The organism is Dyella choica (assembly GCF_003977665.1).
Classification (GTDB): Bacteria; Pseudomonadota; Gammaproteobacteria; order Xanthomonadales; family Rhodanobacteraceae; genus Dyella_B; species Dyella_B choica.
This window is the reverse complement of sequence record NZ_RYYV01000001.1, coordinates 357,519-383,865: the sequence shown is the minus strand read 5'-3', so window position 1 is coordinate 383,865 and position 26,347 is coordinate 357,519. Positions and strand designations below refer to the sequence as shown.

Here is a 26,347-nt window from a genome sequence, read left to right as displayed (position 1 = left end):
GCTGGACCCGCTGCGAGCGGGTCCAGCGCCTTTCCTTGCCCAGGAGCATCGCCATGTCCACATCGCTTCCCACCTTTGCCGGCTTCGGTCTCGGCTTGCGCAAAGAGCATTACCACGACTTTCTTGAAACCGAGGTGCCGGTCGATTTCGTGGAAGTGATCTCCGAGAACTTCATGGTCGATGGCGGGCAGCCGTTGGATATCCTGCGCCGCGTACGCGAGCGCTATCCCGTCGCGCTCCACGGCGTATCGATGTCCATTGGCTCGGCGGACGGCTTGAAGCCGGCGTATCTGCGCCGCCTGCGTTCTGTGGTGGATCGGCTTGACCCCTTGTTCGTATCGGACCATTTGAGCTGGTCTCGCTTCGAGCAATTCAATTCGCACGACCTGCTTCCTCTTCCCTTTACGGAGGAAACGCTGGCCATCGTCTGCCGGAACATTCACGCCGCGCAGGAGGCCGTCGGCAGGCCGATGCTGTTCGAGAACCCGTCGAGTTACGTCACCTTCACGGCTTCCACCTTGACGGAGTGGGAGTTCCTCAGCGAAATGACCCGACGTACGGGCTGCGGCCTCTTGCTCGACGTCAACAACCTATTCGTCAGCGCAAGGAACCATGGCTGGGACGTGGAGGCCTACCTGAGCGGCATACCGGTTGACCGCGTGCGCCAGATCCACCTGGCCGGCCACACCCAGGGCTCGGACATGCTGATCGACACCCATGACCAACCCGTAGGCGTGGACGTGTGGGCGCTGTATGCGAGAGCTGGGTCCGTGCTAGGCCCTGTCGCCACCATGATCGAACGCGATGACGCCATTCCGCCGCTTGCCGATCTGTTGGGCGAACTCGACCTTGCGCGCAATTTGCGCCAACGCCATCTTCCCTTGCAGGAGGCAGCGTGATGTTGGCCGACATGCAGCGGGATTTTCACCATTGGCTGGTCAACACGGGTGACGAAAATCGTCTCCAACGCCGACTTGTTTCCCCGCGCGGGCTTGCAGCTTATCAGAACAACTATCGTTCCCAGCTGGTGAATGTCCTCAAGGCGAGCTATCCGCAACTTCTCAGCCGAATGGGTGAGGGCGCCTTTCTACAGACAGCCATCCGTCACATCGACCTTCATCCGCCGTCGTCGTGGACCCTGGACGACTATGGCGCGGACTTTCGCCAGACCTTGCGTGTGATATACCCGGACAACCCGGATCTGGACGAACTTGCGTGGATCGAGTGGACACTTTCGGAGTGCTTCGTGGCGCCAGACGCAACGACCCTGACCATCCAGGCATTGGGTGACATTGACTGGGACCACGCACGCCTTCGTCTCACGCCAAGCTTTCGTCAGCACGTCGCAACCACCAATGCCGTTGACGTCTGGTCCTCATTGCACCATCAGACTGAGGCGATCGAGGCCGAAATGCTCGATACGCCAGCCGGCGTAATTGTCTGGCGTCGCGGGTTTTCATCACAGCTCAGACAGGTCGATGCGATTGAACGCGCGGCGCTCCTATCGCTGCTGAATGATGGAGACTTCAACGCCATGTGTGATGTCGTCGTTGAGCACCTTGGCGAAGCAGAGGGCGTTACTCGCGCCGGCAGTCTTCTGGCCGCCTGGATGGCTTCCGACATCGTGGCGAGCGTGGAGATCCATGGATGATCTAGGCGCATCGCTCGCGTTGAAGAGCTAGGCGGAAGTTCCGGCCCCCTAGGGATGCTCTGATCTATTCCACGTACCCGTCACCGCCCTGTATGCGCGTCTGGCGGAGCGTAGGCTGGGTTGAGAAACCCAGCATTGCCATGCCTACAGCCGCGCGATGCTGGGATTGCCATCCCAGCCTACGCTCCACCAGACGCGTATACAGTTCGGCCCCCACATCTTAAATTTGAATGACGGGGTGACGTCCAGAAGGCCGGGCACGTGGAATAGATCAGAGCATCCCTAGCTTAAAAGAGCCGCGGCTTCGCTGGGGCAACTTGCTCAGCTCGCGCAAGTACTCCTCGGCTTTGTCGGGTGACGATGAAAAGACGCCGGCATTATCGACCAGCGCGTCGATGGTCTTGTCATCCAGTCCGCCGGTTTCACCCAGCGATCGGATTCTATGCAAACCGTCCGGTTTATCCCGTGTCTCGGCGTTACCGAGCTCATTCGCTTGCTTTAGATATTCCTTTGCTTGATTTTTCAGTTCACTCTCTTCCTTGATGCTGTCGATAGCGCCACCCGTGACCTGGAACGGTGCGGCTATCAGTATCCCCGCGCAGTTGATGAGCTCGCCGGCAAGCTCACCGCCAAAGACTTCGGCAATACTTCCCCCTATGCAAAACATGTCGCCGACGACGGCGCCTAGATACACCGGGTCATTTAAGGACTTGCTGAGATCCTGTGAGGTGCCGGGCGCTTTGCACCCACAAGCTGGGGCTATCCCGAGCTAGGGATTTCCCTGAAAACCAATAACGCGCCTGACCGGTTTTTTTTGCGAAAGCGGTTCTTTCTTTACGCGTCAAAGGGTGATCGAAGCATGGAAGCGACCTGCATGGCGGTGGCTTTGGCCGATGCCGGGTTTTGACCCGTGACGAGCCGACCATCCACCACTACGTTTGAGACGAATGGAAGCAAGGCTTTTTCGTACAGCGCGCCGGGGTCTTTCATGGCTTGCTCGGCGTTGTAGGGCACATCTTTGGCAATGCCGGCCAACACCTCTTCAGACCAGGCGTAGCCGGTCAGCCGACCACCGGCCACCAGCAAGCTGCCATCCGATAACTCGAACCGCAGCGGCCACCTCGTTCCTGGCATTCCGGCGGATGTGAACCCGGTTGGGCTTCCAAAACGCGTGCTTGGGTTCAACAGGTACGCACCTGAACTGGCCCTTTGACAGCCAAGGCAGGTGCTGAAAGCATAGGCGGGATGTCCACATTCGACTGCGAATTCAGTCAATGGATGCACGGTGCTCGTGGAACCCCGGTTGAAGCCATCGCAAAGGATGATCATGCGGACCGAATTCGAAAATCGAAACAAGGCAAAATTTCCATCCGTCAGCACTTGGGTACTTCGGCTGATGTGCGTCGTTTGCATCGTCTACGGTAGCGCCCATGCCAATGAAGTTTGGCTCAGCCCGCTGGACCCGGTCGCACGCGCGGCTCACAACTGGAACGCCAGCGAGGATTACATGGATTTGTTCCGCGCGGATTCCGAGTGGAAAACGGTGGCGGCGAACCTGCGCGTCTTCAAAATAGGGCCGGGATTCGTGCAGCAGGGCAGGGACGAGGATCTGCAACGGATTTTCTCCGAGCTCAAGCGTCGCAACATCAAACTGGCGCTGGAGATCGGGATGGCGACGCGGTCGGAGCATTGTCAGGAGCGCACCGAGGCCTATGGAGAGCCGGGTTTGGTGGAGGGATTGCTGCAGCGAGTCAAACGCCTGGGCGGAGAACCTTCCTATATCGCCATGGACGAGCCGCTCTACTATGGCCATGAATATCAAGGCGGCGACGCCTGCAGGCTTTCCGTCCGGCAAGTAGCTGCGGACGTGGCCCCGAATGTGAAGTTGGCCAAGCGCATCTTTCCCAACGTCAAGATCGGGGATATCGAAGTCGTCTATGCTTCGAAGGCGTTTCTCCAGGCTACCGAGGAATGGGTGGATGCGTACCGCGAAGCAGTTGGATTCAATCTGGAATTCCTGCACGCGGATGTGAGCTGGTCGCCGGCGGGAATGGCCAACCTGCCGCTGCTGTCTTCTTTTGTCAGAAAGTCACGCCGGATAAGTTTTGGCATTATCTACAACGGCGGCAACACCGACGGACAAACGGATCAATCCTGGGCTCGTGCAGCGGCGGACCATTTCACCTACATCGAGTCCGGCCTTGGCGTCATCCCGGATCAGGCGGTTTTTCAGACTTGGGTGGCGCTTCCATCGCACAATCTGCCAGAGGCAACAGCAGGTACGCTCACGAATCTGGTGCTTGAGTATCTGCGACCGCGTAGCGTGATGACACTCATGCGTAACGGGACGACCCTTTCCGGTCGCCTGAGCGATTCGGCGGGTGCAGCGATCAGCGGCGCTCCCATCTCAATCGCCGACATCGGTGCGATGACGGGAGAAACGATGCCCACCAGAAACCTATCCAGCACGGCCTTTAAGAATGCGCGCGCGGCCTTGTTCGCCGTGCGGGCGAACAAGGAGCTCCAGTGCACTTGTTCCGGCCCCGTCACCGCAAACATTGGGAAGGTCACCTACTATGAGAATGCTCAAGCCGGAGGTGGCAGGACGAATGTTCATGAAATTCCTGGCGGCAAGATTGCCGTGGATGCGAGCGGTACCGTGTACAACAATTCCGCGAAATTTCCCGTAACGCCTGGTGCGGCGTTTACGTTGGAAGTTCCGTACGAGGCGCGCATCAACGTTGAACACTCCGCTTACGTCGCCGTGTTGTTTGTCGACGACGCAGGGCATGAGGTCGGACGGCGATTCCTCTACCTCGAATCGATCAAGACGCCGATAGGCACGGTGAGAACCCGCTCGGACGGTTCTTTTTCCTTTGGCATCAACCAAACCGTGCTCGCTTCCGGCCCGCAGATGTTCAGTGCGGATTTCCCTGGCGATGATCGCCTTCGCAGCGCGACGGCGATGATCCAGTGACATCCGGCGCCAACCAGGCCAGAAAGGTAATCAAGGAGTGTCGTGTACTGGCACCAGGCAGATCAGCTTCGCTGTAGGGAGCCCGTGGTGGGCGCCCGGATCTTTGGTGTCATGCCCTAGGGCATGACACCAGGGGCCGCGTGATCAGCGACCAAACGTTCCCGTGCACTGGTCATTGTCGCAAACAAAATCGACTTGGGATGACCTGCTCGCAAAGAGCGGAACACCCTGTACCTTGGCGACTGTCTGGCCGTTCCTTTCCAGCGAGACGACGTAAGTACCGGGTAGCAGCGAAGTGAGGGTGTACCGACCCTTGCTGTTGGCGGTTCCGTGGCGGGCGCCGCCGTTGTCGCTGTGCACGGTGATGGTGCTGTCCGCGGGTGCCCTGCCAAAAATGCTGGAGCTGGTTGACTGCGCGTATGCGGAATGGATTGCGATGGCGCCGAATGCGCTCACGGCTATCGCCGCCATGAGCCTGATCGCGTAGTGGCGATTTTGATGCCGGCGCCCAAAGGCTGTAGGTTTTTGACTGGTTTTCATGGGGATGCTCGTGGGTTTGGGGTGTGACAAACCGTTCAACCGCTCGCGCGGTCGTCGGCTTTCAATCGATGTCAATGGCATCGCGGCAGTGGGGTGGCTGCCAAGATACTTTTCTTCCTTGTTGGGAGTAGCGTCTCCTCCTGTGACGCCTTGGTTCACACCAAATCGCCTGAATCGGTCCGTTGGATGATCCATGACGAAGGTAGGTTTAAATTAACCCCGAAGGCTTATGCGGGGCATGTGAAGGTCGTAATGCTTTTTACGCCACGAACCCAAGCCCCGTCATGCATTCTTTCTGCCATGGTTCCCGTTGACGTACACGGCGGCAGGTAAGCAAAAGTGCTTTTGGCTATGGCGGCCCGCATGGCGGGCCGCCAAGCCCCCGGGGGTAAAAGCCTGGCTAGCAATGCGGTGGCCACGGTACACCCGACTGCCCGGGTTACCCCATGAACCGTCAGCCAGGGGGCTGTCCTAATGCTCCAGCGAATGTTCCTGCTTAATGTTCGGTATCGGCACTGGCATAGCTGGCACTTTGGAGGTGTTGATTGCGATCAAGCCGTTGCTCGAATGATGCCAACCGAGCAGCTTGAACATCCGCTTGCTTCTGAAGGATGACAATTTCCTTCACCAAGGCTTCTTTAGTAGGCCGCGCTTCTTCATCCATGGTCAGCTGCTTCTGCTGCTGTGCGCGTAGCGCGTCCATCTCTTGTTTGAGCTTTTCGTTTTGTGCTTGCAAGGAAGCTAGCGCCTCCTGCTGTGAGGCGATCATCGCCTGCTGCCTCGCGCTTTCAAGATGCTCATCTTGCAACCCCTTCACAAGCAGCGGAATGAGCAAGTTATAACGGACAGCAAAAGGTTTGCCGCTGGCGTCGGCTTGCACCAGATTCGGGAAGACCTTGGCTACTTCCTCTGCTATCAAGCCATATTGAAGGGGGTAGTGACCGCTTTCATCGACCTGCTTATACTCGAAACTCACCGGCCTTAGGCTCATGAGCTTGTCATTGGTGGCATCGCTCAAAGGCTGGACGTCTTTCTTGAAGCGCAAGGAAGACGGCTGCACACCAAGCTGTCCGCTGGAGTTGACGTAGACGGCGACGCCATTACTTACCGTCACGCCGTAAATGCCGGCGATGTAGGCACCCAGATGCTTGTCCTGCGTTCCAATGCGTATTATGTACGACTCGCTGCTGGCACCTACGTTACCAACGTAAATATTATGGCTGCCGCTGGTGAGATTCGTGCCGGACTGATAACCAAGGAACGAATTATAGTCGCCACTGGTCAGGTTCATGCCGGACTGATACCCGATGAGCGCGTTGTAATTTCCGCTGGCGACGCTAAGACCCGCTTGATAGCCGGCTGCAACATTGCCGTCACCAAGGTCATGATTGAGTGCGAAATAGCCAGCGGCAACGTTGTAGTTGCCGGCGGTATTGTCGTAAAGCGTCGACTCGCCCAGGCCGGTGTTGTCGCTTCCGGACAAATTGTTGAACTGGGAGTCTTCGCCGATTCCCGTGTTGTGTGAGCCGGTGGTATTGCTTGTCAGCACCGATTCGCCAACGGCCGTATTCTGCCACCCGGTCGTATCGGCCGTAAGTGTTTTATAGCCGATCGCGGTGTTCGACGTGCCTGCCTTGGGAAGGTCGCTGGTCGGGCCCGTATTATTCTGGAGCGCATAATAGCCAAACGCCGAGTTGTAATAGCCGGTAGTATTGGCAGATAGCGTATTGACGCCGGTGGCAGTGTTGTAGTTACCGGTTGTATTGGATGTAAGCGACTGAGAGCCGACTGCCGTATTTCCCAGGCCCGTTGTGTCAGAGTAAAGAGTTCTATAGCCAATGGCGGTGTTGGAACTGACGGTCTTGGCGTTGCTCAATGATAGAGATCCCATCGAAGTGTTGTATTGGCCGGTAGTGTTGTTCAACAGCGACTCAAAACCGGTGGCCGTGTTTGAGCTTCCGGTCGTATTGTATTGAAGCGAAAGCGCTCCAACGGCGACGTTCTTAGACCCGGTGGTGTTGTTCTGGAGCGAAAGTTTGCCGGATGCGGTATTTTGGTTGCCGGTGGTATTGAGTTGCATGGAGTAGCTACCGGATGCCGTATTTTCACTACCGGTCGTATTGGATAGCAGAGCCTGAAATCCCGTTGCCGTATTCGCCTGGCCAGTGGTGTTGGCTTGTAGAGCATTACAACCAACTGCCGTTTTATACGGTGAACCCGAATCCGTGGCTACACATGTATCTGCGTGAGCCGAGGTGGCGAACAGCCAGGGTAGAGACAGGGTAAGCATCAAAGTGATAGAGCGAAAATCGTGCGTGTTCATAGCTAGCTCATCCTCCTGGTTTGATGTTGCGCAGCCGTAACCTCTTCACTTCTCACAATATGTAACAACTCGGCCAAGAGCTTTTGCGGCTTGGCGCCGAGCTCCCTACGCGAAGGGCCCGATGATGGCCCACCAATCTCTTTGTGGTCGTAGTGCCGGAAAAAACGCCGCGCTACCCGTGACCTTCCATTTGAGCGGCGAGTAGATATCAAGGGCGAAGATGGGTCTTCGCCTCAAAGCAGGTATTAATTTGCAGCGGCAATGTTTGCGCGGTTAATCGGTGTCTGCCCAGCCGCCGACGCGTGATTACATCGATGCGGGTATCCGCTTCGCCGAGCGATATCGGACCATGCAGCGCAAGTGCATCGTATGACCAACCATGCAGCCCCCCTTGCTTCCTTAGGAATGCGTAGCGCACGGAATAAGTGGCACGTATATCACCGGCATGTCCGTGAAGGGGTGGTGAAGTATCTTGTAGGAGGCGGCATTTTGGATGCGGGCGTATTGCGGTGATGGCGATGTCGACGCGATTCCGACGGGAAATTCTGTCAGATCCATAAAGAAGAGGTTTAGTTGATACAACTGAAGAGGATGGGGCGATACACATTGGTTTTTGTCGTTGGCATGCTCGATGGACACTCGCTTGATAGTGTCATGCGTGCGGTGTTGCCAGCGCATCGACAATGGATTACCGAGGCATCAATGATCCTGCGGATCTTGCCGGGATCGAGGAACTGCGCGAACTGGAAGTGCGCGTTACGCTCATGAACAACGCGAAGGCACTCCAAACATCCGCGTCACCGGAGATTGGGCATTCGAATAGGGCTACTTCGATGCCGGCTTTCGGAAGGGAAGCGACAGGCCGATTTCATCGATGCATGGCGAGATGCTGCGTTTACTACGGCGTGAGCATGGTCAGTGGAAATTCTTTTGGGTAATGATTAGGTGGAAAGAGGGAGGCAGAGCTGAATGACCGTGTCCCCGGCCAAGAGACTCTTCTTAAAACAATATTGACGCGTGGATTACATGCCAATTGATAGTCTTTAACGACTTGGTTGTGTCGTTAGCTTCAATTTGAACCGACCCTGTTTTGTGGCGACTTCCAGCATCGCCACCTTGTGCCCGACGCAGTTCGTGCGTCCTCCTAATTAGCGTCACAGCTTCGACTTGGGATTTTGCGTTGCAAAACGTAAGTCGGCGTCACCGCAGCACCAGCACTGCCGCTCAAAACGAGCGCAGCGGTCAAAGAGCGTGTTCTTGAATGGGACGCGGTTTCCGCGAAGCCAAGAGAGAGGTATTTGACATGTCATCCATCACACTTGGAAACATTTACATCGCCAACGGCCAGTCACAGGGCTGGATCACAACCTGGAATAATCCCGGCTGGAAAGGTGACACGTTCATTCAGCCCCAGCCGCTGAATACCGGGGCTTCTTTGCTTTATGCCGGGTCGGAGTCCGTAAGCTTGAACAACGGTGGCCAGTATTCGTTTGGCTACACGGTCAAGAACAATGGTCCGAATTCCACCTATTACAACCTGCAAGTCGGGAGCAATTAGTCGCTGAATGCCAGCATCGGCGACTAGCAACACCAATCCAACGGCATAAGGGGCAGATCATGAAACTTGCAGTCAGCTATGACGCGGACGGCACCATTCTTACCATGTTCAACCCGGAAAAAATGCGTGGAGCTGATTTCACGGTGCATTACGTCCCATCGAAGGGTGAGAAGCACGAAGTCCTTGAAGTACCCAAGGACCTTGAGGCTGTGCCATTCACAGACCTCCACAAGGTGGCTCGTGTGAATGCCAAGAACGGAAGCGCAAGGTTGGAACGCCATCACTAGGGGGGAGGGCAGACTATCTAGCGTTCTGTCAGCGACCTGGCGCCTTACGGTGCCAGGCTTCGCTGCTGTTTCTTATCGCCTTCGCCCGGAACAGACATGATCCCCATGCTAGTGAAACGGGGCATCTTCATTGAGTTCCCTGATTGACGTCGAACCTCAGTTTGCTGCTATCTGCTCCCTCCCCTACGTGTAGTAGGGGAGGGTTGGGGTGGGGTGAAGTGAAACAACCTCGCGATGAACTTGAACATGGCGGCAAGCTCGTACAACCCCACCCCGCCCCTCCCCTGCAAGCAGGAGAGGGAGAAGGACATGGCGAGTCATGTTGTAGGAATGGGTTACTGGCTGGAGGCCTTCGCTGCCCGCTCTATCAAACGCGCCACTTCATTCGGCTTGGAAAGATAGACCGCGTGGCTGGCGGGAATTTCGATCGTTTCGCTGCCGGCCCGCTTGGCCATGCTGCGTTCGAGATCGGGATTGAGGTTGTGGTCGCGAGTCGCGATCAGTGCCCAGCTCTTCTTTTGGCGCCAGGCGGGTGTCGTCACCGTTGCGCCTGCGGCGGCCTTGGCCAGCATGGGTTGGGAATGGGCCATGAAGTTCGCCTGGGCAGACGGAACATCGGCAGCGAAATCGGCGGGGAAGGCGGCCGGATCCAGATACAGGAAATCGTCCTTGGTGGCGCGCATGTCCTTGTTGGCAGGGGGAGCCTGCGAGAGCAGGCCGACTGCGTTCTCGCCGTGGTCGGGGATGAAAGCGGCGATGTAGACGAGGCCGGCGACATTCGGTGCGTTGCCCGCTTCGGTGATGACCACTCCGCCATAGCTGTGGCCGACCAGAAGAGTGGGGCCCTGTTGCTGATCCAGCACCCTTTGGGTCGCTGCGACATCGTCGGTAAGTGATGTCAGCGGCTCCTGCACCATGCTGACCTTATAGCCGTCCTTACCAAGAAGGTCGGCGACACGCTGCCATCCGGAACCGTCGGCGAAGGCGCCGTGGACGATGACGACGTTCTTGACTGGCTCAGCCCGCACTGGGGATACGGCTGCTGACAGAAGTGCAGCCGTTGCGATCGCAACGGCAAGGGCTTTGTTTAGCATCGATCTCTCCTATATCAATGAAAATGCTCAACCTACAGGTTGAATAAAAGCATCGCGGCGAAAGATTGTCAATCTCTTTGGTAGAATATTTTTGCGATGGAGAATCGAGCACGTTGCCGCCATGATTGAGACCGAAGCTCGAAAGAAAGCCGCTACGCGCACCGCGCGTCTCGATGCGGTGTTTGCCGCATTGGCCGATCCCACGCGGCGGGCGATAATCGAACGGCTCTCACGCAGCGAGGCGCGCGTGACCGAGATCGCCGAACCCTTCCAGATGTCATTGAACGCGGTGTCGAAACATATCCGCGTGCTGGAAGCGAGCGGCGTGGTCGAGCGACACAGGAAAGGGCGCGACCACATCCTCTCCATCAATACCGGTTCGCTGGACGAGGTCGATGGCTGGATCGAGCGGATGCGCCACTTTTGGGACGCGCGGCTGGACGCCATGGAGCGCCTGCTGGTCGAACTCAAGCAGGACCCCAAATCGAGTCACAAGGATCGCAAGCATGGTTCACGCTGACACAACGGCCCCGACCGTCCAGATACGCCGGCGCTTGAAGGCGGGTGCCGAGCAGATCTTCGACCTGTGGACTCAACCTGACTTGATGGTTCGGTGGCTGAGTCCCTTTCCGGGTGCGGTCCATTGCAAGGCGAGCTGCGACCTTCGCCCTGGCGGAGCCTTCAGCCTTGCCATGTCGTCGGGGGAATCAAGCCGCGACGTATCGGGCATCTATGTGCTGGTCGACCGGCCGCGCAAGCTTGTATTCACGTGGATGGGCCCGCTGACGAACCATGTGGACACGTTGGTAACCGTCGAACTCCATCCACACGGCTATGAAACCGAACTCGTGCTGACCCACGAGCGCCTACCGACCTCGGCCATTGTTGAAGGTCATACCAAGGGCTGGGGGAATATCCTGGACCATCTGGCGGACGCGGTTTCAGAACGCCTGTAGTAGTGGGAGGCGAACTACCACGCGGTTCCATTTTCCAGGGCCAGCTCTAGCTGGCCGCTGGCTGGGCCGTATTGAACGCCAATTGGGCGGCGAACGCTCGCTTGTATGCGGGCCGTGCTTCGCCGCGGGCGACATAGGCGGCCAGGCTGGGAAATTCATTCAAGATGCCCGACGGCCTCGTCCTGAGCAGCACCGACACCATGAGCAGGTCGCCCGCGCTGAACGCGCCATCGAGCCAGTCGGCATCGCCCAAGCGAGCGGAAAGTTGGGTCAGTCGGTGGCGGATGCGATCGAAGACCAAGGGCAAGCGATCCTTGTTCCAGGGCTTATCGCCCTCCAGAAACTTGACCGTTATGAGTTCAAGGATCGGCGGTTCCACCGTATTGAGCGCGGCAAACATCCAGGTGATCGCGCGCGCCCGGGCGTTGGCGTCGTCCGGAAACAGACCCGAATGGTGCGAGGCGATATGGAAAATGATCGCGCCTGACTCGAACAGCACAAGATCGCCTTCCTGATAGACGGGAATCTGCCCGAAGGGCTGAGCGGCCAGATGCGCGGGCTCCTTCATCGCCGAGAACGAAACAGGACGAACCTCGTAGGCTTGGCCCGCCTCTTCAAGCGCCCAGCGAACGCGCGTATCGCGCGCCAGCCCCATGCCGCCATCGGGCGACCGTTCAAAGGCAGTAAGGGTGACAGTCATCGGAGTCTCCTGGTGATCGTGGTGGCTCGGCGCCGCTCTCGGAAGCCACGGCGCCGATGCTTGGTTTCAACCTAGGGCGCTTTTCTTGCCCTCTTTGACATGACGACGAACGACTCACCGCCGAATCGACATGCCCACTTCGATCGTTTAGCGGCGTTAGCAACCGACCGAACCGGAACTTCGATCAGTACCCGCAAGTAACGATGACCCGCAAGACAGGTATCCTCACTTTCTCAGACTCGGGCTGAGCCAGAATCTAGTCAAGAGCCATAACAGCAATTGGGCTTTATACGTGGGCCATGGCCGCGCAGGGGTGATACAGTTTTGCCAGACGACACCAGCTGAAACTCACGATATTTTCACTTGGGTTAACCGTGCAGCTCAGCCAGAGACCCCATTCGCGTCGACGCTAGCAGAAGAGGGCAATCCCTCGCGGGATAGCCCCTGTCCGAAGGCGGGCAATCTTCATCCGGGCAGTTTCACACCCTTCCGTTGCCAAACGCACATGCTCCGGTAGGCTACCGGCGACGGAACGCCGGGCCTTCTTCTCCGTACTGGCGTGAGGTGATGAATTAAGCGGTCCCACGTCGCAAATTATTATGGTTAGCGGGTCGTGTGAGCTCGCACATCATGCGGCTCGCGCTTTACATCCTACGTCGGGTGCGGACTTCCAGTGGCCAAGGGCGATCCCGACTTTGCCAACGTTGCATGGGTGCACGCGGCATGTCTATCGAATCAGGTCGATAGATAAAGTAAGTTGGGGAAGGATTGATTTTCCTGTAGCATTATGCCGACATCGCGATTTTGGAATTCGCCGTTTAAGTGGTCATCACTTAACGCTCTTGGGTCTCAGAACAATCAGAGGGCTAAGTTCGGTTCCACGAACATCAAGACAATTGTGATGGCATTTTGCTGTAAGTCAATCAAGAAAAGCAGCTATTGGCACTACGCTTTCTGTAGCCTCATGTGCTCGATCAAATGAAGTGTGAAGTGTGGAGGAATCTCAGGTCCGGATCCTCATTTGCATATCGACCACAACTGAAGGTGCGCCGTTCCGAATATTACAGCAATTCTCGCCAATGGTTTAAGGAAAGCGAAGAGAGGTTTCTTCATGTGGCCGACAATCAGCAGTATTGTGCAGGCGCTGTCTATTGTTATCGGTGCGGTCTTTGGTGTTTTGGGGACATTATCAAAAGAGTCCAAAGGGCCGTTGACTCGCGATGACAAAATAAAGATCGCGGGCATCATCGTTGCTGCGGTTCTCGCGCTCTCACTATTTGGTCTTGAGTTGATACAGAAGGCCAAGGATCACGCCGACAAGCTGGCAGAAATGGCCGAACAGGTCAAACAACAGACGAAACTCATCTCAGAAGTGCGGCGAGGTCTTTACCGTGTCATCGACTATGACGTGACTGTGTCTTACACTATTTCAGCGGATATGCCGCAATTGGCAGCATTAGTTTCGCATCTTAATCGCTATATTGACGTATCAAGCGAATCCGATTTTGATGCTGAAGGTAGAAGCAAGGATGGACATAACTACATCACCCGCGATAAGGACGGTAAGATCACCGACATCACGATGTTTGAGGGTTCGTCATTGATTCCGTCTTACGGAACTGAGGAGCTGAAGCTTCTGTTGCCGAGCCTTGATCTAGGGATTCTTCGTGTAGGTGCGCCGGACGCGACCAGTGATCCTGCGCGATTTCACCGCTTTCAGTGGGAGGATCATGAGGCTGATGTTCTTCTTATGATAGCCGGATCCTATGGGCACTTTAATCCTCGCAGAATCGACGATAACGGCAATGGTGGTAGGATAACTGCCAAGATCATGATTGTTTACGACCGGCCAACAAAGACATTTAAAGTGACTAGGTTTACAGCTCGCGATCGAGTCATGTCAAACTCCGGATCTATAGTCAGTTTAAAAGATATTTCAGGGCACCAATTGGTACTCACGGGGTTTGATGCAAGGTTTACCATTTCCATAGACACCATTGATGTGCAGCCCGTTGTTGTTGGATTTGGCTTTTCGGGGTCGAAGGTCATCTCCCAATGGGATTTGAAGACCGCCATGGCTGGCAATGACCTTTTTGTTGCCTATAGATTCAAAAATTCTGATTTTGGAAGCTTCGACAAATAGAGCTGGTGCCGCTACTTCGAGCGCCTCGAAACGGAGTCGGAGGCCTAAGAATGCTCTGATTTATTCCCCGCCGCCATTCCGGCGAAGGCCAGAATCTATTGCAGTTCGAGACATGGATTCCGGCCTTCGCCGGAATGACGGTGAGGCAATTTCAAAGATCTGGATTGGCCAACTGATTTCATTGAAATCATCGAGCCAAAAACGTAGGGGAGCGTCGGGGTCGGAGGCGGATATCGGGTACGGTCACCCGACAAGGGAGCCGGACTTCACTTCCGAAAGCCGGCTCAACTCAAGCGCCACGCCTATCCGCGTTTCCCAGCGGCGTAAAACGCAAGCCCTAGGCAAACAGCAATCGCAAGAAACGACACCACTGGCACCACAAAGATAAACCTCCATGCCAAGGCTGCGGACGCGACGGACGCTAAAAGGAGCGAGCCTATCAGTGGCCTAACGCGAACCGCATCCGTCTTCGCCAAGGACGCCAACTGCCAGAGTACGACTGTTTGCAAGAATAGGTAGACGCTGTTGACATAGCCGAAGCCGAGATAGAAATCCAAATACGTTCGGCTGGCGCCCGCTGCATCGAAATGAAACGACCTCATGGCGCGCAGAACATCCGTTTCGCCGGCAGGAGACCAGAAGCTCAATCCGCCGGTGGTATGTCCCACCGCGAGCAGCAACGTAAGGACAGACGCGATTCGCAAAAGTAGGGATGGTTTCATGCAATCCTCCTGGATCAGAACGATTGGCTTCCCAACTGACATGAGAGATCTGCGGAGTCGATTGTACATGCTACAAAGCATTGCGTGCCTCGACTCTTCAGGCGTGGGCTTCGGGTTGAGAGCAGTAACTGGCTTCAACCCCGAAGGTCAGTCCTGGGCATGCTCCAAGGGACATTCTTCACACCAAAGCGGGTCGTCATTCCGGCCTACGCTGGAATGACGACCCGCTTTGACACGACATCGACGTGAGGCTGGCTTTTGGAGGAATCGGACGGAGGTAGTTGAATGATTTAACTGCCTGCGCCCCAATTCCAGCATGCCATCGTCAGCGCAGCGTCACTCTGCTCGCTTCTCGCTTGCCTTGGGCGAATCCGGCGCGGGCAGAAGGGATGCGGGTCGCAAGATCCATCTGGTTCGTGCCCATGGCGGCTAGGGAATCGGCGTCCGGTGTGATCACCTCGACGCGGCTGCCCTGCTGGCGCAGGGCCGCAACCTGACTTGCCAGGTCCGTGCCCCATTCCGGTTCTCTGCGCAGGCCTTCGAACTGGCCTTCCGGCAGGGGTCCGCTCCGTCCGCCGAACGGCGAGAGCACCACGACGTTTGCATAGCCCGAAGCAAGGTCGGCGTTTTCGCCGGAGCGCACGCCACCATTGATATAGCGAGCTCCGTTGATGGCGTGCGTGGGGGCCAGACCCGGCATCGCGGTGCTCGCGGTGACTGCGTCCACTAGCTCGACGCCGGAATCGCGGTCGAACGCTGCCAACTCGCCAGTGTGTGCGTCGACGGCCACCAAGATCATCGGCCTATCCGGCCAATCAAGGCAAGGCAGCCTGGCGGCGACCAGCGCGCGGCGCTGTCCCGCTGCTGCGGGTCCGAGTTTGGAGTCGCTCTCCAGCCCGAATGCGCCCATCGCACGTTGCAGATCGGCTGCCGAGGTGGCGGCAGCGCCGATGGCACGCATCCGCTCGAACACTTGGGGCATCGGCAAGGATGGTGGTTGTTCCGGGCTCTGTCCGACAGGTCGAGTTGGCGGAGCTAGCACTGCGGCCAACAGTTCGGCCGCTGGTATGCCACTGCGTACGTGCGCTGCCGCGGTGGCACCGGCCGAGGTGCCAATGACCAGATCGGCGGTTTTTGTCATATCGAACCCCGCTTCGGCCAGGCCTGCGATGACGCCGATCAACCACGCATTTCCGGCAGCGCCACCGCCACCGAGAACCAGAGCAAGTTTATGCATCATCTGCTCACAACTGTTGTGAATGGGACGCGGGCTATTTGAACCTGTGCGACTTCGCCTGTCCAACGAAGTGTCAAAACCGTGCCCGACTGCCGAATTAGTTGTACTCCTCACGCACGTCCGGTGCCTCTGTGCAGTAGATCGAAAGTGCACGCCAGTTCACAGAACCGCCGAGGGGGTGTCCGCATACTCGCCGCGCCATGAATAGGGTGCAGTTCATGGCACGGTCGCGCTTTCAACCTACCGATAGAGCCAAGGTGGGGCCGGCTTAAAGGTCCGTGCACCGAACCGTGATGGCAGCCTTTGCAAGCACTCAGGGGACGAGGAGGTTGACGTGGCCATCACGATTAGCGACCGGAAGCGACTGCGTCGTGCGCATCCCGGTTTTAGACAAGCTCGGATCACGACGAGCGCACAGCAAAAGCCGGATGCACGAACCCGGACCTTCTTGGCCGGCAAAGCTAGATTGTGCGCAGAGCTCAATGCGCTTAGTACAGATGCACCTTTCCTGCAAAACAGGCTTATTCGCGGTCAAGGCTGACCGCACTTCCCTCGTATGAACTACTTACTACAAGGCTGTCATATGAAAGAGACTCAAACGCGAATTACGCATGAAGCAAATCAGAATGCAGGCGCAGGTTACATGTTGCGCCGTATCGGAACGTTTCTCCGACCCCTTGCCTTTGCAGTCCCCATGGCGCTTTTTGCGGCGGGTTCGCCTGCTGCGGAAAACATCTCCGTCAATTATGCGAGCGTGGTAAGAACGCTGGACCCCTTGGCCGTCGGAGGCGCTGACGAAAGTGCTTATGGGGCGCCCTACGTGTTGGTCAACGACACCTTGCAGCAAAACAGGCTGCAGCTGCTGGGTGTTCCCTATATGCGGATCAATCTGAAATACAGCACGCCCGGCAACCCGAACAGCCGTATTGTTTGCGGCGCCGCCGGATGCGACAGCCGATGGAGCGGTGACGATTGGGTCAACCATATCAAAGCGATTGGGGCGGAGCCCGTCGTGGAAGATCCCACCAATCCGAGCGATCTGCCGAACCTGGTGAAGCATTTCAACGTGGATACCAACAATGTTGTCCACCGGTGGCTTGGTGGCATCAACGAGCCGAATATCCACGGGCAGAATGCGGCGACCTACAGCGCCGCTTTCAATGTCACCTATGACGCCATGAAGAAAGTGGATCAGACCATCCTTATCGGCGGTCCGACCATTGCCTGGTACGACAGTGGCTATCTGCAGACTTTCCTGAATGTCTCAGGCAGTCGCGTGGACTTTCTTGATTTCCACGGCTACGCGCAGGGATCGACGCAGCATTCCTACGGTGTGCTATTTGGCAAGGCTCAAGCTTACGAGACCGATATCCTGGATCTCTACAAGCGTATCCAAGCCACCGTCCCTTCCCGGGCTTCGGCCATCTCGATTGAAGTAGGTGAGTGGGATCTCGACTATATCGGGCATCTGCTGCAGTACACGCCTTTTGAAACGGCGTGGGGCGCCTCTGCGATGGGACATATCCTGAAAGCAGGCGGGATTGGGATGTTGTATGCGGACAAAGGCAACCTACTCCTGAAGACGGGTGCCGAAGTCCCCAACGGGAAGATGGACGACCCGACGTCGATGTATCACGCCCTGGGTATGTACACAGGCGAAGGTCTGTTCCCCCGGTTCGGCACCAAGCTGGTGCAGTCGACCACAAGCCTACCCAACGTCGAGGTATACGCCTCGGACAATCCCAAGAACATCGTGGTCATCAACAAGGACCCCAGCCTCTATCAGGCGGCGAGTATTGCCTTGAATGGCGTCGATGCCGGTACGGCGGTCGTGTGGAGGCGGGACCAGTCAAGCAGTTCGTCGGCTAACCCGGTGAATCTCGGGTCCGTCAATATTGTAAATGGAACATTCTCGTATAGCCTGCCTCCATTCTCCGTCACCACTTTTGTGATCGAACCCTCGTCTACGTCGGCGACGAAACCATAGGTGTAGGGACTTTCGTTGTTCGATACCAAATCGAAACAGTGATTGTCTCTTCGGGATGTCCGCTTTGGATAAAAGCGGACATGCTGAGCGACTATATTCGGTCGACGCTCTCAAGGGTGATATATCGCCCAGAGTTCTTGGCGGTAACCACTAGCGAAAATTGCATCGCGGAATCACCGGCTAGGTACGCAGCGCCATGGATTGCTGCCAATTGAGCCAATTTCTCAAGTGAACGCTCATTCCACTGAGATTCGGAAATCCGCCTGCAGAAACGCCTTATTTTAGAGGTCCGCTTCAGGTCGAATGCCCACCTTTGCCGACGCCCATGCTTCCTTGACGCGGGTTATCTCGCTAACCCGTCGACGCCTTCATATGCGTGAGCAGGTGTGTCGCCGCCCCGTCCAGATGTACTTGAAGCGCGAGAACGGCCTGCTCCGTTTCGCCTCGGCGCAGATGCTTCACGATAGCATCGTGCTCGCCCAGCCAACGAGGTTTCTTTGAAGGCATGGTGCCGTAGGCGCTGACAAACAAGACGCACGTCCGGCGCAGGGCTTCGATCATGGCAAGCTGCCGCCGACGTCCTGCAAGCGTGTAAATCACTCGGTGAAATGCCCAGTCGCCGTCCGCCCAATCGGGGCCGCCTGCGTCCAGGTTGGACTTGAGGCGCACGCGGTCGATCTCCTCAAGATTCGCTGGCGTCATCGCCGCTGCCGCGCGTTGAAGACAATCGCACTCCAGCAGGATGCGCAGGTCGTAGATCTCGCGAACCTCCTTGGGAGTCAGGCTGATGGTCTTGGCGCCCCGATTGGCCACGATGTCGACCAGCCCCTCACCGGCCAGGATACGCAGCGCATCCCGGATGGGAATTCGGCTGACACCGAATCGCTCGGCAAGCTCGACCTGTGAAAGATCCGTCCCGGGGCGCAGAACGCCCGCCATCAGCTCGCCCCGCAATTCGCTGGCTATCATTTCCGGCGTCATCGTGCTGCTCCTAACGGTTGTCTTCGCTGGAGGCAAAGTGTATACATGTATACATTAACCCTCAAGGACAGCAGATGGCTAAGAACCACGATTTCACCGCAGAGATCGTCTGGACCGGCGACCGCGGCGAGGGAACCAGGACCTACCGGGGCTATGACCGCACCTGGCGCATCGCAACGCCGGGCAAGGCCCCTATCGAATGCTCCAACGACCCTATGCTTGGCGGCGACCCCTCCAAACCCAATCCGGAGGATTTGCTGCTGGCCAGCCTCTCTGCCTGTCACATGCTTTGGTATCTGCATCTGGCGAGCAACGCGGGGATCGTCGTAAAGCACTATGAGGATGCGCCGCTTGGCGTTGGAGAGACTGGCACGCGCGGTGAGGGACGTTTCGTCCGGGCCGTGCTTCGACCAACGATCAGCGTGGAACGCGGTGCGGACCTCGCAGAGGCCGAATCGCTGCATCACGAAGTCCATCACTTCTGCTTTATCGCAAGGTCGGTGAACTTTCCAATCAGCTATGAGGCGACCTTTATCGAGGTTTGATGCCCAGCCAATCCGTGCAAACGAGCTGCGACATCCGCGCCGGGACGTAAGCGGGCCTAAGGAGCCTCTGATCCATTCCTACGTGCCGGCATGACGTCCGGAAGACCCGCGGGGGCACGTGGCCGTCCGTTCAAGCCGCGAGGCAATGGCCTGCGGGCCTTCTGGATATCACCCTGTCTTTAAATTCAATATGGTGTGGCAGCACTGTATGCGCGCCTCGCTTCGCCTCACCGTGTAGGTTGGGGTGAAAACCCCAACATGGCCATCCCCGCGCTGCACGAAGTTGGGGTTTGCACCCCAACCTACGCGAAGCGAGGCACGTATTCAGTGCGGTTACGGGTCAATAGGAATAGGTCAGAGGCTTCCTGGTTGCCCTGCACGCACGACGAAATTACAGCCCTGTTTTTTTTTACGATGAGAATTATCACCATCAGGAGAATCGTTCGAAGCTTCGATGCCGACCTCCTTCGCGCAGCTCCCTTCACGCTGTTCGGCGCACGGCTCACTTCAATTCACTTTCCTTCAGACGATGGAAAGAGACACGCTCGCCACCGTCGTCTATGTAACCGGAAGCGCCGTTGTCATCGTTGAAGACATACTTCTCGTCGTCGGAGAGAGTAAACCACGTCGTCGCATTCTGGGGGTACATGCTTTCTGCGGGGCGCAAGATTTGCTTGATACTCAAATGACCGCCTTCAACTTGTATGGAGAAACGCCCCCGATCACCATAGGCGTAGTTGCCTGCCAGGAGATGCAATTTTTTTCCATCAACATGGCCGACGCTACGCATGTGCGTCTGAAGTGCGGGCCAATGGTAAGCCGCTGCAACGCTCCGAATGAGCTCGTCGGCAAGTGCGTTGCCGTCGGAGCTATTGGTGAGTATGACCACACCTTCACCACGCGAGTTGAATGCGACCATTTGGCCCGCGAATCCCGTGGTGTCACCCCCTTTTGCGAAGTAGCGATCGTCACCCGACCCTCCGATGTCAAAGCCCATGCTGCTACCCGACTTGACCAGCTTGAGCATCTCCTTGGCCGTAGTGGGCTGAATTAACGCGCCATCCCCTCCGTTCCAGGCCGTTTGAATACTGATAAGAAACTTTGCCAAGTCAGTAGGCGTTGTCCATAGACCTGCCGCTGCCATTTCAGGGTATCGGTAGGGACCTCCGGCTACCGGCTCGCCGTTCTCCTTGTGGGGCATGGCGATGTAGTTCGCCAACTCCGGAGGAAGTACCTGCGAAAAGGTGCTGTGCTGCATGTTTGCAGGGATTAACACCTGCTGCTGGAGCCATTTTTCAAAGGGCGTACGCGTGATATCAATGATTAACTGCTGCGCTACGGTATACCCACCTCCAGAATAGCTCCATGCCGAACCTGGCACCGAGACAACCTGGATAGCTGGGGAGTTGGCCGGAGAGCTTCCATTTAGCACTTGCAAGAGAGTGGGCACCGCTGCGCCCGCGGCATATCCTTCGAAGCCATGGACGTTTATGCCGCCCGTGTGCGAAAGAAGTTGCCGCAACGTAACGAAATGACTCTTGGTAAAGGCATTGGAGGGGAAGTGCCAGCTTGTCAGTTCACCGTTGACGTCTTCGTCTAGCTGAATTTTTCCATCCTGCACCAACTGCATCGCGGCTACGGCCGTTAGCGATTTGCTGATCGATCCCGCCTGAAAAAGCGTTTCTGGCGTTATAGGTGCACCGCCGTGCCGGGAGACGCCATACCCTTTAGACCAGGCTATGCGGCCGTGGTCGATAACAGCAATGCTAACCCCTTGCACGTGCATCGCCGTCATTTCCTCGCGCAAGCTATGCACGGGAACGGGCTTGCCGTTTATCGCCGCCGCCGGGCGAAGTCCGTTTTCGACTTCAGATATCTTCGCGGCGTTACTATCCATGTCGCTGGCGGATGCGCCCGTAAAAGCCAGAAGCCCTGCGACAAACGTCAAATGAATTGCCTTCATGGAATGCGTCACCGTCATTGCTCCTTTACTGACAAGGTTGCATTGCGTAACAGATGCGGTGAACCCAGCCCTGTCGCCGCCACATGCTGGGACAGATCGGTTGCAAGATTCGCCGAAACACTTCCCTGGAGCGTCGACAATGGATTGAAGCAGTGCATGGATTTGAAATCCACTCGACTAGGCAAAACTAGCACCTGGCCGGGTGGCAGCGAGTGCCAGAGGTCACCGTACATGGGGGATGGCGAACAAATTTCCCATCAGGGCATCGCTGTCGCTTTGTCTATCAATGGCAACGCCATCTGACCCGATGTGACCCATTTGAATTTCAGCTTTTATTCGGAAATGAAGCGTCTGCTATGGGTTGCGGCGTCAGCCGGTCAATGCAACACACTACGCATGACCTCGACACCCTAGCGTTGGATGCGCCGCTCGCTGCATGCTAGTTTATCGGCGCTCTGCGGTGGGCGGGCTCTCGTCGCTTCGTGCAGCAATCGATCCAGGTACGGAGTGGCAGATATGGCGGAAAATGCTAGGCCCGGCCCGCAACAGGCATCGCAGCAGCAATCGGGGGAAGGCGAAAGTGGGGTTGCTCAGCGGGTCGGCGCGCAGGCGTCGCCGCTGGACGCCAAGATCGCCGACAGTCCCCGCATGGTGGCGCAGCGCGAGAGGCTCGCCGCGCTGGATCCGGCAGCGGCGCCCGCCGTCCAGCGCAAGGCAGCGTCCGGCGGCCTACCGCCGGGGCTGCAGGCCGGCGTAGAGACTCTGTCCGGCCACGCAATGGACGATGTGCGTGTGCACTACAACTCCTCCAAGCCGGCGCAAATGGCCGCCCATGCGTATGCCCAGGGAACCGACATCCACCTGGCGCCGGGGCAAGAGCGGCACCTGCCGCACGAAGCGTGGCATGTCGTGCAACAAAAGCAGGGACGCGTTGGCGCCACCACCCAACTGCAGGGCGTGAAGGTCAACGACGATCCCGCGCTTGAGCGTGAGGCCGACGTAATGGGCTCGCGCGCCATGCAGCTCAAGCGCGCTGAGCCGGTGTCGTTGCAGACCGCTCTGCAACATGCGGCACGCCCGCTGCAACGAGTCGCACCCACGCAGAACACGGTCGTGCAGGGCGCCTTCCTAGGTTATACAGGGCCCGGTTTCGCGCCGAACAATCTGCCGCTGGGCGCCAACATGGATGCCTTCCCTGGCGGCGCCAATAACAACGCAGGCGGACAGCAGGCCGGCGCCACGGCACGCGCCATCAACATCGCCAGCTCCACGCCCTATGCCGCGCCGAACGATCTCGGCGGGTTCACGCATTTCTCCGCCGCGCTCGGCAACGGCATCCTGTTTCAGCCGGGCGGCAATAAGCGCTACACCCACATGCACCTTATCAACGGCAAGTTGCACGGGCCGGGGACCGTTAACAACCTGGTGCTCGGTTCCACCGCGGACAACAACCATCATCGCGCCCAGATCGAGAATCCTTTGCGCGTAGGCTTGGCCGCCGCCGACACGGCTACGACCTATGACAACGAGCTGGCGGCCGATCCGCCGAACTTCCTGCACGCGGACGTCGCCTATTGGAACGGGCCTGTCAACCCCGCGATGGTCGGGCGGCAAGCGGCCGCACCGAACGCGAACGTGAATGTCGCGGGCGTGGCCAAGCCGTATACGCATTCCGCCGATCCCGCCGGCCTAGGCAAGGCAACCCGCTGGATCCACTACACTGTCGTGCCGACTTACGGCGGTGTGCTGTCGCCTACGATCCAGACCAACATCGTGGAAAACTATCACGCTTCGGTGGGTGCCAGCGTAAGGGATCTTGGTCAGGCTCTCAATTTGCCAGCGGCTGCCGCAAAAAATGCCTATCAGGCCGCACAGGCTGCCGTGACATTGGGTGCTTTGGCGGGAGGAGTCGGAGCCACCATCTTGGCCGGCAATGTGGCAGCGGAAAACATTCTGGGGCCGCTGATTCCCGCTGCTGCCGATGCGCAGAATCAATACCTGAACTATAAAGCAGACATGGCTGCGTGGCGTCTCGAACTCATCAATTTCGCGGCCTGGGCCGCGCAGGCATTTCCAACCAGCCTGGTCTGCGACGCGGATCTGTACAAAGCCTCGTACGACCCGGCAAGTCGCTGGTTCAAACGAAGCGAAGCGCAGGAAATTCTCCCGATCAACCAGAATTAGGCGGCGTTCGCCATGCGGCTCGGATTTGCAAGACGCATGGTCAATTGAAGTGGACAGAACACAAAAAAAGGGAAGGAGCCGATGCACGATGGCAGCTGCAACCAGAGCGTCGAACAGGGAGTCTGGCTTTCCGACTCCGAAGTCTGGCGACGCCTGGCCCGTTTCTATCAGGACGAAGGTCCGAACGCTTGGCATGCACGCATTCCCTATCATGTCACCAGCAATCCACACATCGCGGCCGGCTACGTCGACCTGATACAGGCTTTTCTGGACGACTGGATCGTCGCGCACGGCGCCATCGACGGAACTGTGCACGTGGTCGAACTGGGCAGCGGCCACGGCGTGTTCACCGGACACATGCTGCAGGCATTGGCCGAAGCCGAGGAGGATTTCAACGCGATCGGTGTACGCGTGCACTACATTGCATCCGACCTGGCCCAGAGCAATGTCGCGGGCTGGCAGCAGAACCCCGTTCTCTCGGCGGCGCTCGACGCGGGCTGGGCCAGTTTTGCCCGCTTCGACTGCCTGGCCGATGCAGATCCCTCGATGCTCTTCGGCGCGCAGGACTGGCCGAGCGGCGCCGGCGCAGCGCCGTGCATCTTCATCGCCAACTACCTATTCGACACCTTGCCGCAGGATATCTTCCTGCTGCGCGAAGACGAGACTCTGCGCGCGACGGTGCGTTTCGGCCAGGCCGGGAACAGCGACACGCTGGATCCGGAGCGGTTCGAGCTTTCCTTCGACTTCCGGCCGTATGTCGATTCGGACCTTCCGCCGGCTGTCTCGCGCCGGGTGGCCGACTATCGGCAAGCCGGCCTGCGCGGACACGTGGTCGTGCCCACCGGCGCGCTGGCCTGCGTCGAGCGATTGCGGATGCTGAGCGACGACCGCATGCTGCTGGTCTGCTCCGACAAGGCCTTGTCGACCGAGCATGCCCTGCGCGAACGCAGCCTCATCGAGGTCGGCTCGTTCGTGAGCGCTTCGATGCTGGTGAACATGCACGCCATCGGACGCCACGTCGAGGAGCAGGGCGGTGTGAGCCTGCTGCAGAGTACGCAACAAAGCACGCTCGCCACAGCCGCATGGCTGATCGGCCTGTCGCGGCCCCAGTCGCGGCGCAGTGCGCGCACCTTCGCGCGGCAGCTCGACGCGGCCAGTCCCGGCGATGTCTATGGCCTGGTCAACGCGATGCTGCCGCATCGGTTCAACATGGACGTGGCCGCCCTGTTGTCGCTGCTGAAGCTGACCGATTGGGACGCCGCCGTGTTCGAAGGCATGTACGACGCCCTGCTGAGCCGCCTCGGCGAGGCGATGCCGGCGGTGTCGGCAGACCTGCTCGCTGCGCTGCCGCGCATTGCCTCGAACCGCAATCGGCTGCCTGGGGCGCCCGACACCCTGTTCCGCATCGCGCACCTGTGCCAGCACCTGCAGCGCTGGGATGAGGCTGCCACGCTTTATCAGCACAGCATGGCCGAGCGGGGCGAATCAGCCGAAGCCCACTACAACCTCGCGCTATGCCATCTCGGCGCGGGCGATGCCGCCAAGGCGCGCGATGCTTTCGAGCGGGCGGCGGCATTGAATCCCGACATGCTGATGGCGCAGGGCTGGCTGCACCGGCTGGAGGCCGGCTGTTCCCGCCCGGCCTAGTGGCTATTGGGTGCGCAACGATCCATTTTTACGCGCAGAAAGCCCCACCAGTGTGGAGCTGTCTGCTTGGTAGTGCATCTGAGAATGAATTTTGGTGCCGTTGCACTAGCCAACGGCATCTCTCAAGGTCGAACTCAGGCCGCGACTGGAGTGTTGCGCACGTAACCTTCCGCCTGATTGCGCACGGCAGCCTGGAATGCTGGCCGCGCTTCGCAACGCTTGAGATAGCTATCGAGCGTCGAGAACTCCGCTACCAAATTCGTGTGCCGTATGAATCTCAGTACGGTTGCCATCAGGATATCGGCTGCCGTGAAGCGTCCAAGCAAGTACTCTCGGCCCTCAAGCCACGCAGAAAGTGAGGCCAGCCGAGCCTTCACTTCGTCGACGGCACCGGGACGGCGCAGTTTTGTCCATGCCTCGTCGCTCTTTAGTTGGTCAATCACGAAGAGGTTCCAGATCGATGGCTCGACCGTGTTGAGCGCAGCGAACATCCAGGCGAGCGTCTCAGTGCGCCTATCGGGTGGCATGAGCACATCGCACTGCTCGGCAATGGCATAGAGGATGGCGCCTGATTCGATCATGGCTTCGCCATTGCTCTCAAGCACGGGTACCGCGCCAAAAGGATGCTTGCGCCGGTAGCTCTCGGAGGTTCGCTCATCAGCGTCGATCCACCTGCTTTCGTACGCAAGCCCCGCCTCCTCAAGCGCCCAACGCACGCGCAGATCGCGCACCAGGCCCTGGGCAAAGGGCGGTACCCAGGCGAAGCCCCACACAGCGATATCTTTCATGCCATTTCTCCTCGTGTCGTGCCGCTACCGGTTGTTTCCGGTGTTTGGCGATCGTGGGAGAGAT

General features: G+C 58.0%; 23 protein-coding genes. 12 read left to right on the top strand and 11 right to left on the bottom strand.

What is annotated here, in order from left to right:
• The first annotated feature begins 53 nt into the window (after positions 1 to 53).
• Positions 54 to 899, top strand: a complete 846-nt coding sequence (gene bufB / locus EKH80_RS01835; RefSeq protein WP_126683008.1) for an MNIO family bufferin maturase — start codon at positions 54 to 56, stop codon at positions 897 to 899.
• Positions 899 to 1,651: an HvfC/BufC N-terminal domain-containing protein gene (locus EKH80_RS01830; RefSeq protein WP_230473358.1), complete on the top strand. Its 753-nt coding sequence runs from the start codon at positions 899 to 901 to the stop codon at positions 1,649 to 1,651. Before bufB ends, EKH80_RS01830 begins: the two co-directional genes overlap by 1 nt.
• Before the next feature lie 271 nt (positions 1,652 to 1,922).
• On the opposite strand, the gene EKH80_RS01825 is transcribed toward EKH80_RS01830, so the two are convergent.
• Entirely contained in the window at positions 1,923 to 2,345 is a 423-nt protein-coding gene (locus tag EKH80_RS01825; protein ID WP_126683006.1) for a hypothetical protein, read from the bottom strand.
• Positions 2,346 to 2,485: 140 nt separating this feature from the next.
• Positions 2,486 to 2,737, bottom strand: a complete 252-nt coding sequence (locus EKH80_RS01820; protein WP_230473357.1) for a type 1 glutamine amidotransferase family protein — start codon at positions 2,735 to 2,737, stop codon at positions 2,486 to 2,488.
• Positions 2,738 to 2,978: 241 nt separating this feature from the next.
• Between EKH80_RS01820 and EKH80_RS01815 the strand changes: the two genes are divergently transcribed.
• Entirely contained in the window at positions 2,979 to 4,628 is a 1,650-nt protein-coding gene (locus EKH80_RS01815) for a hypothetical protein (protein WP_126683005.1), read from the top strand.
• A 144-nt stretch (positions 4,629 to 4,772) separates the two neighbouring features.
• Here the strand turns inward: EKH80_RS01815 and EKH80_RS01810 are convergent, their stop codons facing one another.
• The gene (locus EKH80_RS01810) at positions 4,773 to 5,168 is read right to left on the bottom strand and encodes a carboxypeptidase-like regulatory domain-containing protein (protein WP_196240318.1); all 396 of its coding nucleotides are present in this window, start codon (positions 5,166 to 5,168) and stop codon (positions 4,773 to 4,775) included.
• Positions 5,169 to 5,664: 496 nt separating this feature from the next.
• Positions 5,665 to 7,491: a tail fiber domain-containing protein gene (locus EKH80_RS01805; RefSeq protein ID WP_126683003.1), complete on the bottom strand. Its 1,827-nt coding sequence runs from the start codon at positions 7,489 to 7,491 to the stop codon at positions 5,665 to 5,667.
• A gap of 1,303 nt (positions 7,492 to 8,794) precedes the next feature.
• Here EKH80_RS01805 and EKH80_RS01800 point away from each other — a divergent pair.
• Positions 8,795 to 9,049 carry a hypothetical protein gene (locus tag EKH80_RS01800; RefSeq protein WP_126683002.1) on the top strand — a complete coding sequence of 85 codons (255 nt, stop codon included), beginning with the start codon at positions 8,795 to 8,797 and terminating at the stop codon, positions 9,047 to 9,049.
• A gap of 59 nt (positions 9,050 to 9,108) precedes the next feature.
• Complete coding sequence (locus EKH80_RS01795) at positions 9,109 to 9,336, top strand: hypothetical protein (RefSeq protein WP_126683001.1); 228 nt, start codon at positions 9,109 to 9,111, stop codon at positions 9,334 to 9,336.
• Between the two features lie 335 nt (positions 9,337 to 9,671).
• Here the strand turns inward: EKH80_RS01795 and EKH80_RS01790 are convergent, their stop codons facing one another.
• Positions 9,672 to 10,430 carry an alpha/beta fold hydrolase gene (locus EKH80_RS01790; RefSeq protein ID WP_126683000.1) on the bottom strand — a complete coding sequence of 253 codons (759 nt, stop codon included), beginning with the start codon at positions 10,428 to 10,430 and terminating at the stop codon, positions 9,672 to 9,674.
• A gap of 121 nt (positions 10,431 to 10,551) precedes the next feature.
• Here EKH80_RS01790 and EKH80_RS01785 point away from each other — a divergent pair, with 121 nt between their 5' ends.
• Together EKH80_RS01785 and EKH80_RS01780 are read left to right on the top strand one after the other, a co-directional pair.
• Positions 10,552 to 10,950 carry an ArsR/SmtB family transcription factor gene (locus tag EKH80_RS01785; RefSeq protein ID WP_126682999.1) on the top strand — a complete coding sequence of 133 codons (399 nt, stop codon included), beginning with the start codon at positions 10,552 to 10,554 and terminating at the stop codon, positions 10,948 to 10,950.
• Complete coding sequence (locus tag EKH80_RS01780; RefSeq protein ID WP_158628714.1) at positions 10,937 to 11,386, top strand: SRPBCC family protein; 450 nt, start codon at positions 10,937 to 10,939, stop codon at positions 11,384 to 11,386. Before EKH80_RS01785 ends, EKH80_RS01780 begins: the two co-directional genes overlap by 14 nt.
• Positions 11,387 to 11,432: 46 nt before the next feature.
• Here the strand turns inward: EKH80_RS01780 and EKH80_RS01775 are convergent, their stop codons facing one another.
• Positions 11,433 to 12,086: a glutathione S-transferase family protein gene (locus EKH80_RS01775; RefSeq protein WP_126682997.1), complete on the bottom strand. Its 654-nt coding sequence runs from the start codon at positions 12,084 to 12,086 to the stop codon at positions 11,433 to 11,435.
• 1,111 nt (positions 12,087 to 13,197) lie between these two features.
• Between EKH80_RS01775 and EKH80_RS01770 the strand changes: the two genes are divergently transcribed.
• Positions 13,198 to 14,229 (top strand): hypothetical protein, encoded by a 1,032-nt coding sequence (locus tag EKH80_RS01770; RefSeq protein ID WP_126682996.1) that lies wholly within the window; start codon positions 13,198 to 13,200, stop codon positions 14,227 to 14,229.
• Positions 14,230 to 14,531: 302 nt separating this feature from the next.
• Here EKH80_RS01770 and EKH80_RS01765 read toward each other — a convergent pair whose 3' ends face one another.
• A complete protein-coding gene (locus tag EKH80_RS01765) occupies positions 14,532 to 14,951 on the bottom strand; it encodes an LIC_13387 family protein (protein WP_126682995.1) in 420 nt (139 codons plus the stop codon).
• A 325-nt stretch (positions 14,952 to 15,276) separates the two neighbouring features.
• Positions 15,277 to 16,188 carry a patatin-like phospholipase family protein gene (locus EKH80_RS01760; RefSeq protein WP_230473356.1) on the bottom strand — a complete coding sequence of 304 codons (912 nt, stop codon included), beginning with the start codon at positions 16,186 to 16,188 and terminating at the stop codon, positions 15,277 to 15,279.
• Between the two features lie 583 nt (positions 16,189 to 16,771).
• On the opposite strand from EKH80_RS01760, the gene EKH80_RS01755 reads away from it, so the two are divergent.
• The gene (locus EKH80_RS01755; protein ID WP_158628713.1) at positions 16,772 to 18,175 is read left to right on the top strand and encodes a glycosyl hydrolase; all 1,404 of its coding nucleotides are present in this window, start codon (positions 16,772 to 16,774) and stop codon (positions 18,173 to 18,175) included.
• A 351-nt stretch (positions 18,176 to 18,526) separates the two neighbouring features.
• Here the strand turns inward: EKH80_RS01755 and EKH80_RS01750 are convergent, their stop codons facing one another.
• The gene (locus tag EKH80_RS01750) at positions 18,527 to 19,156 is read right to left on the bottom strand and encodes a GntR family transcriptional regulator (RefSeq protein ID WP_126682992.1); all 630 of its coding nucleotides are present in this window, start codon (positions 19,154 to 19,156) and stop codon (positions 18,527 to 18,529) included.
• Between the two features lie 74 nt (positions 19,157 to 19,230).
• Here EKH80_RS01750 and EKH80_RS01745 point away from each other — a divergent pair, with 74 nt between their 5' ends.
• Positions 19,231 to 19,701, top strand: coding sequence for an OsmC family protein (locus tag EKH80_RS01745; protein ID WP_126682991.1), 471 nt, complete (start codon positions 19,231 to 19,233; stop codon positions 19,699 to 19,701).
• A 502-nt stretch (positions 19,702 to 20,203) separates the two neighbouring features.
• On the opposite strand, the gene EKH80_RS01740 is transcribed toward EKH80_RS01745, so the two are convergent.
• Positions 20,204 to 21,676, bottom strand: a complete 1,473-nt coding sequence (locus tag EKH80_RS01740; RefSeq protein ID WP_158628712.1) for a serine hydrolase domain-containing protein — start codon at positions 21,674 to 21,676, stop codon at positions 20,204 to 20,206.
• Positions 21,677 to 22,180: 504 nt separating this feature from the next.
• Between EKH80_RS01740 and EKH80_RS01735 the strand changes: the two genes are divergently transcribed.
• Both EKH80_RS01735 and EKH80_RS01730 read left to right on the top strand, forming a co-directional pair.
• A complete protein-coding gene (locus EKH80_RS01735; RefSeq protein WP_126682989.1) occupies positions 22,181 to 23,848 on the top strand; it encodes an eCIS core domain-containing protein in 1,668 nt (555 codons plus the stop codon).
• An 81-nt stretch (positions 23,849 to 23,929) separates the two neighbouring features.
• Complete coding sequence (locus tag EKH80_RS01730; RefSeq protein WP_126682988.1) at positions 23,930 to 25,495, top strand: SAM-dependent methyltransferase; 1,566 nt, start codon at positions 23,930 to 23,932, stop codon at positions 25,493 to 25,495.
• Between the two features lie 134 nt (positions 25,496 to 25,629).
• Here the strand turns inward: EKH80_RS01730 and EKH80_RS01725 are convergent, their stop codons facing one another.
• A complete protein-coding gene (locus EKH80_RS01725; protein WP_126682987.1) occupies positions 25,630 to 26,283 on the bottom strand; it encodes a glutathione S-transferase family protein in 654 nt (217 codons plus the stop codon).
• Between the last annotated feature and the right edge of the window lie 64 nt (positions 26,284 to 26,347).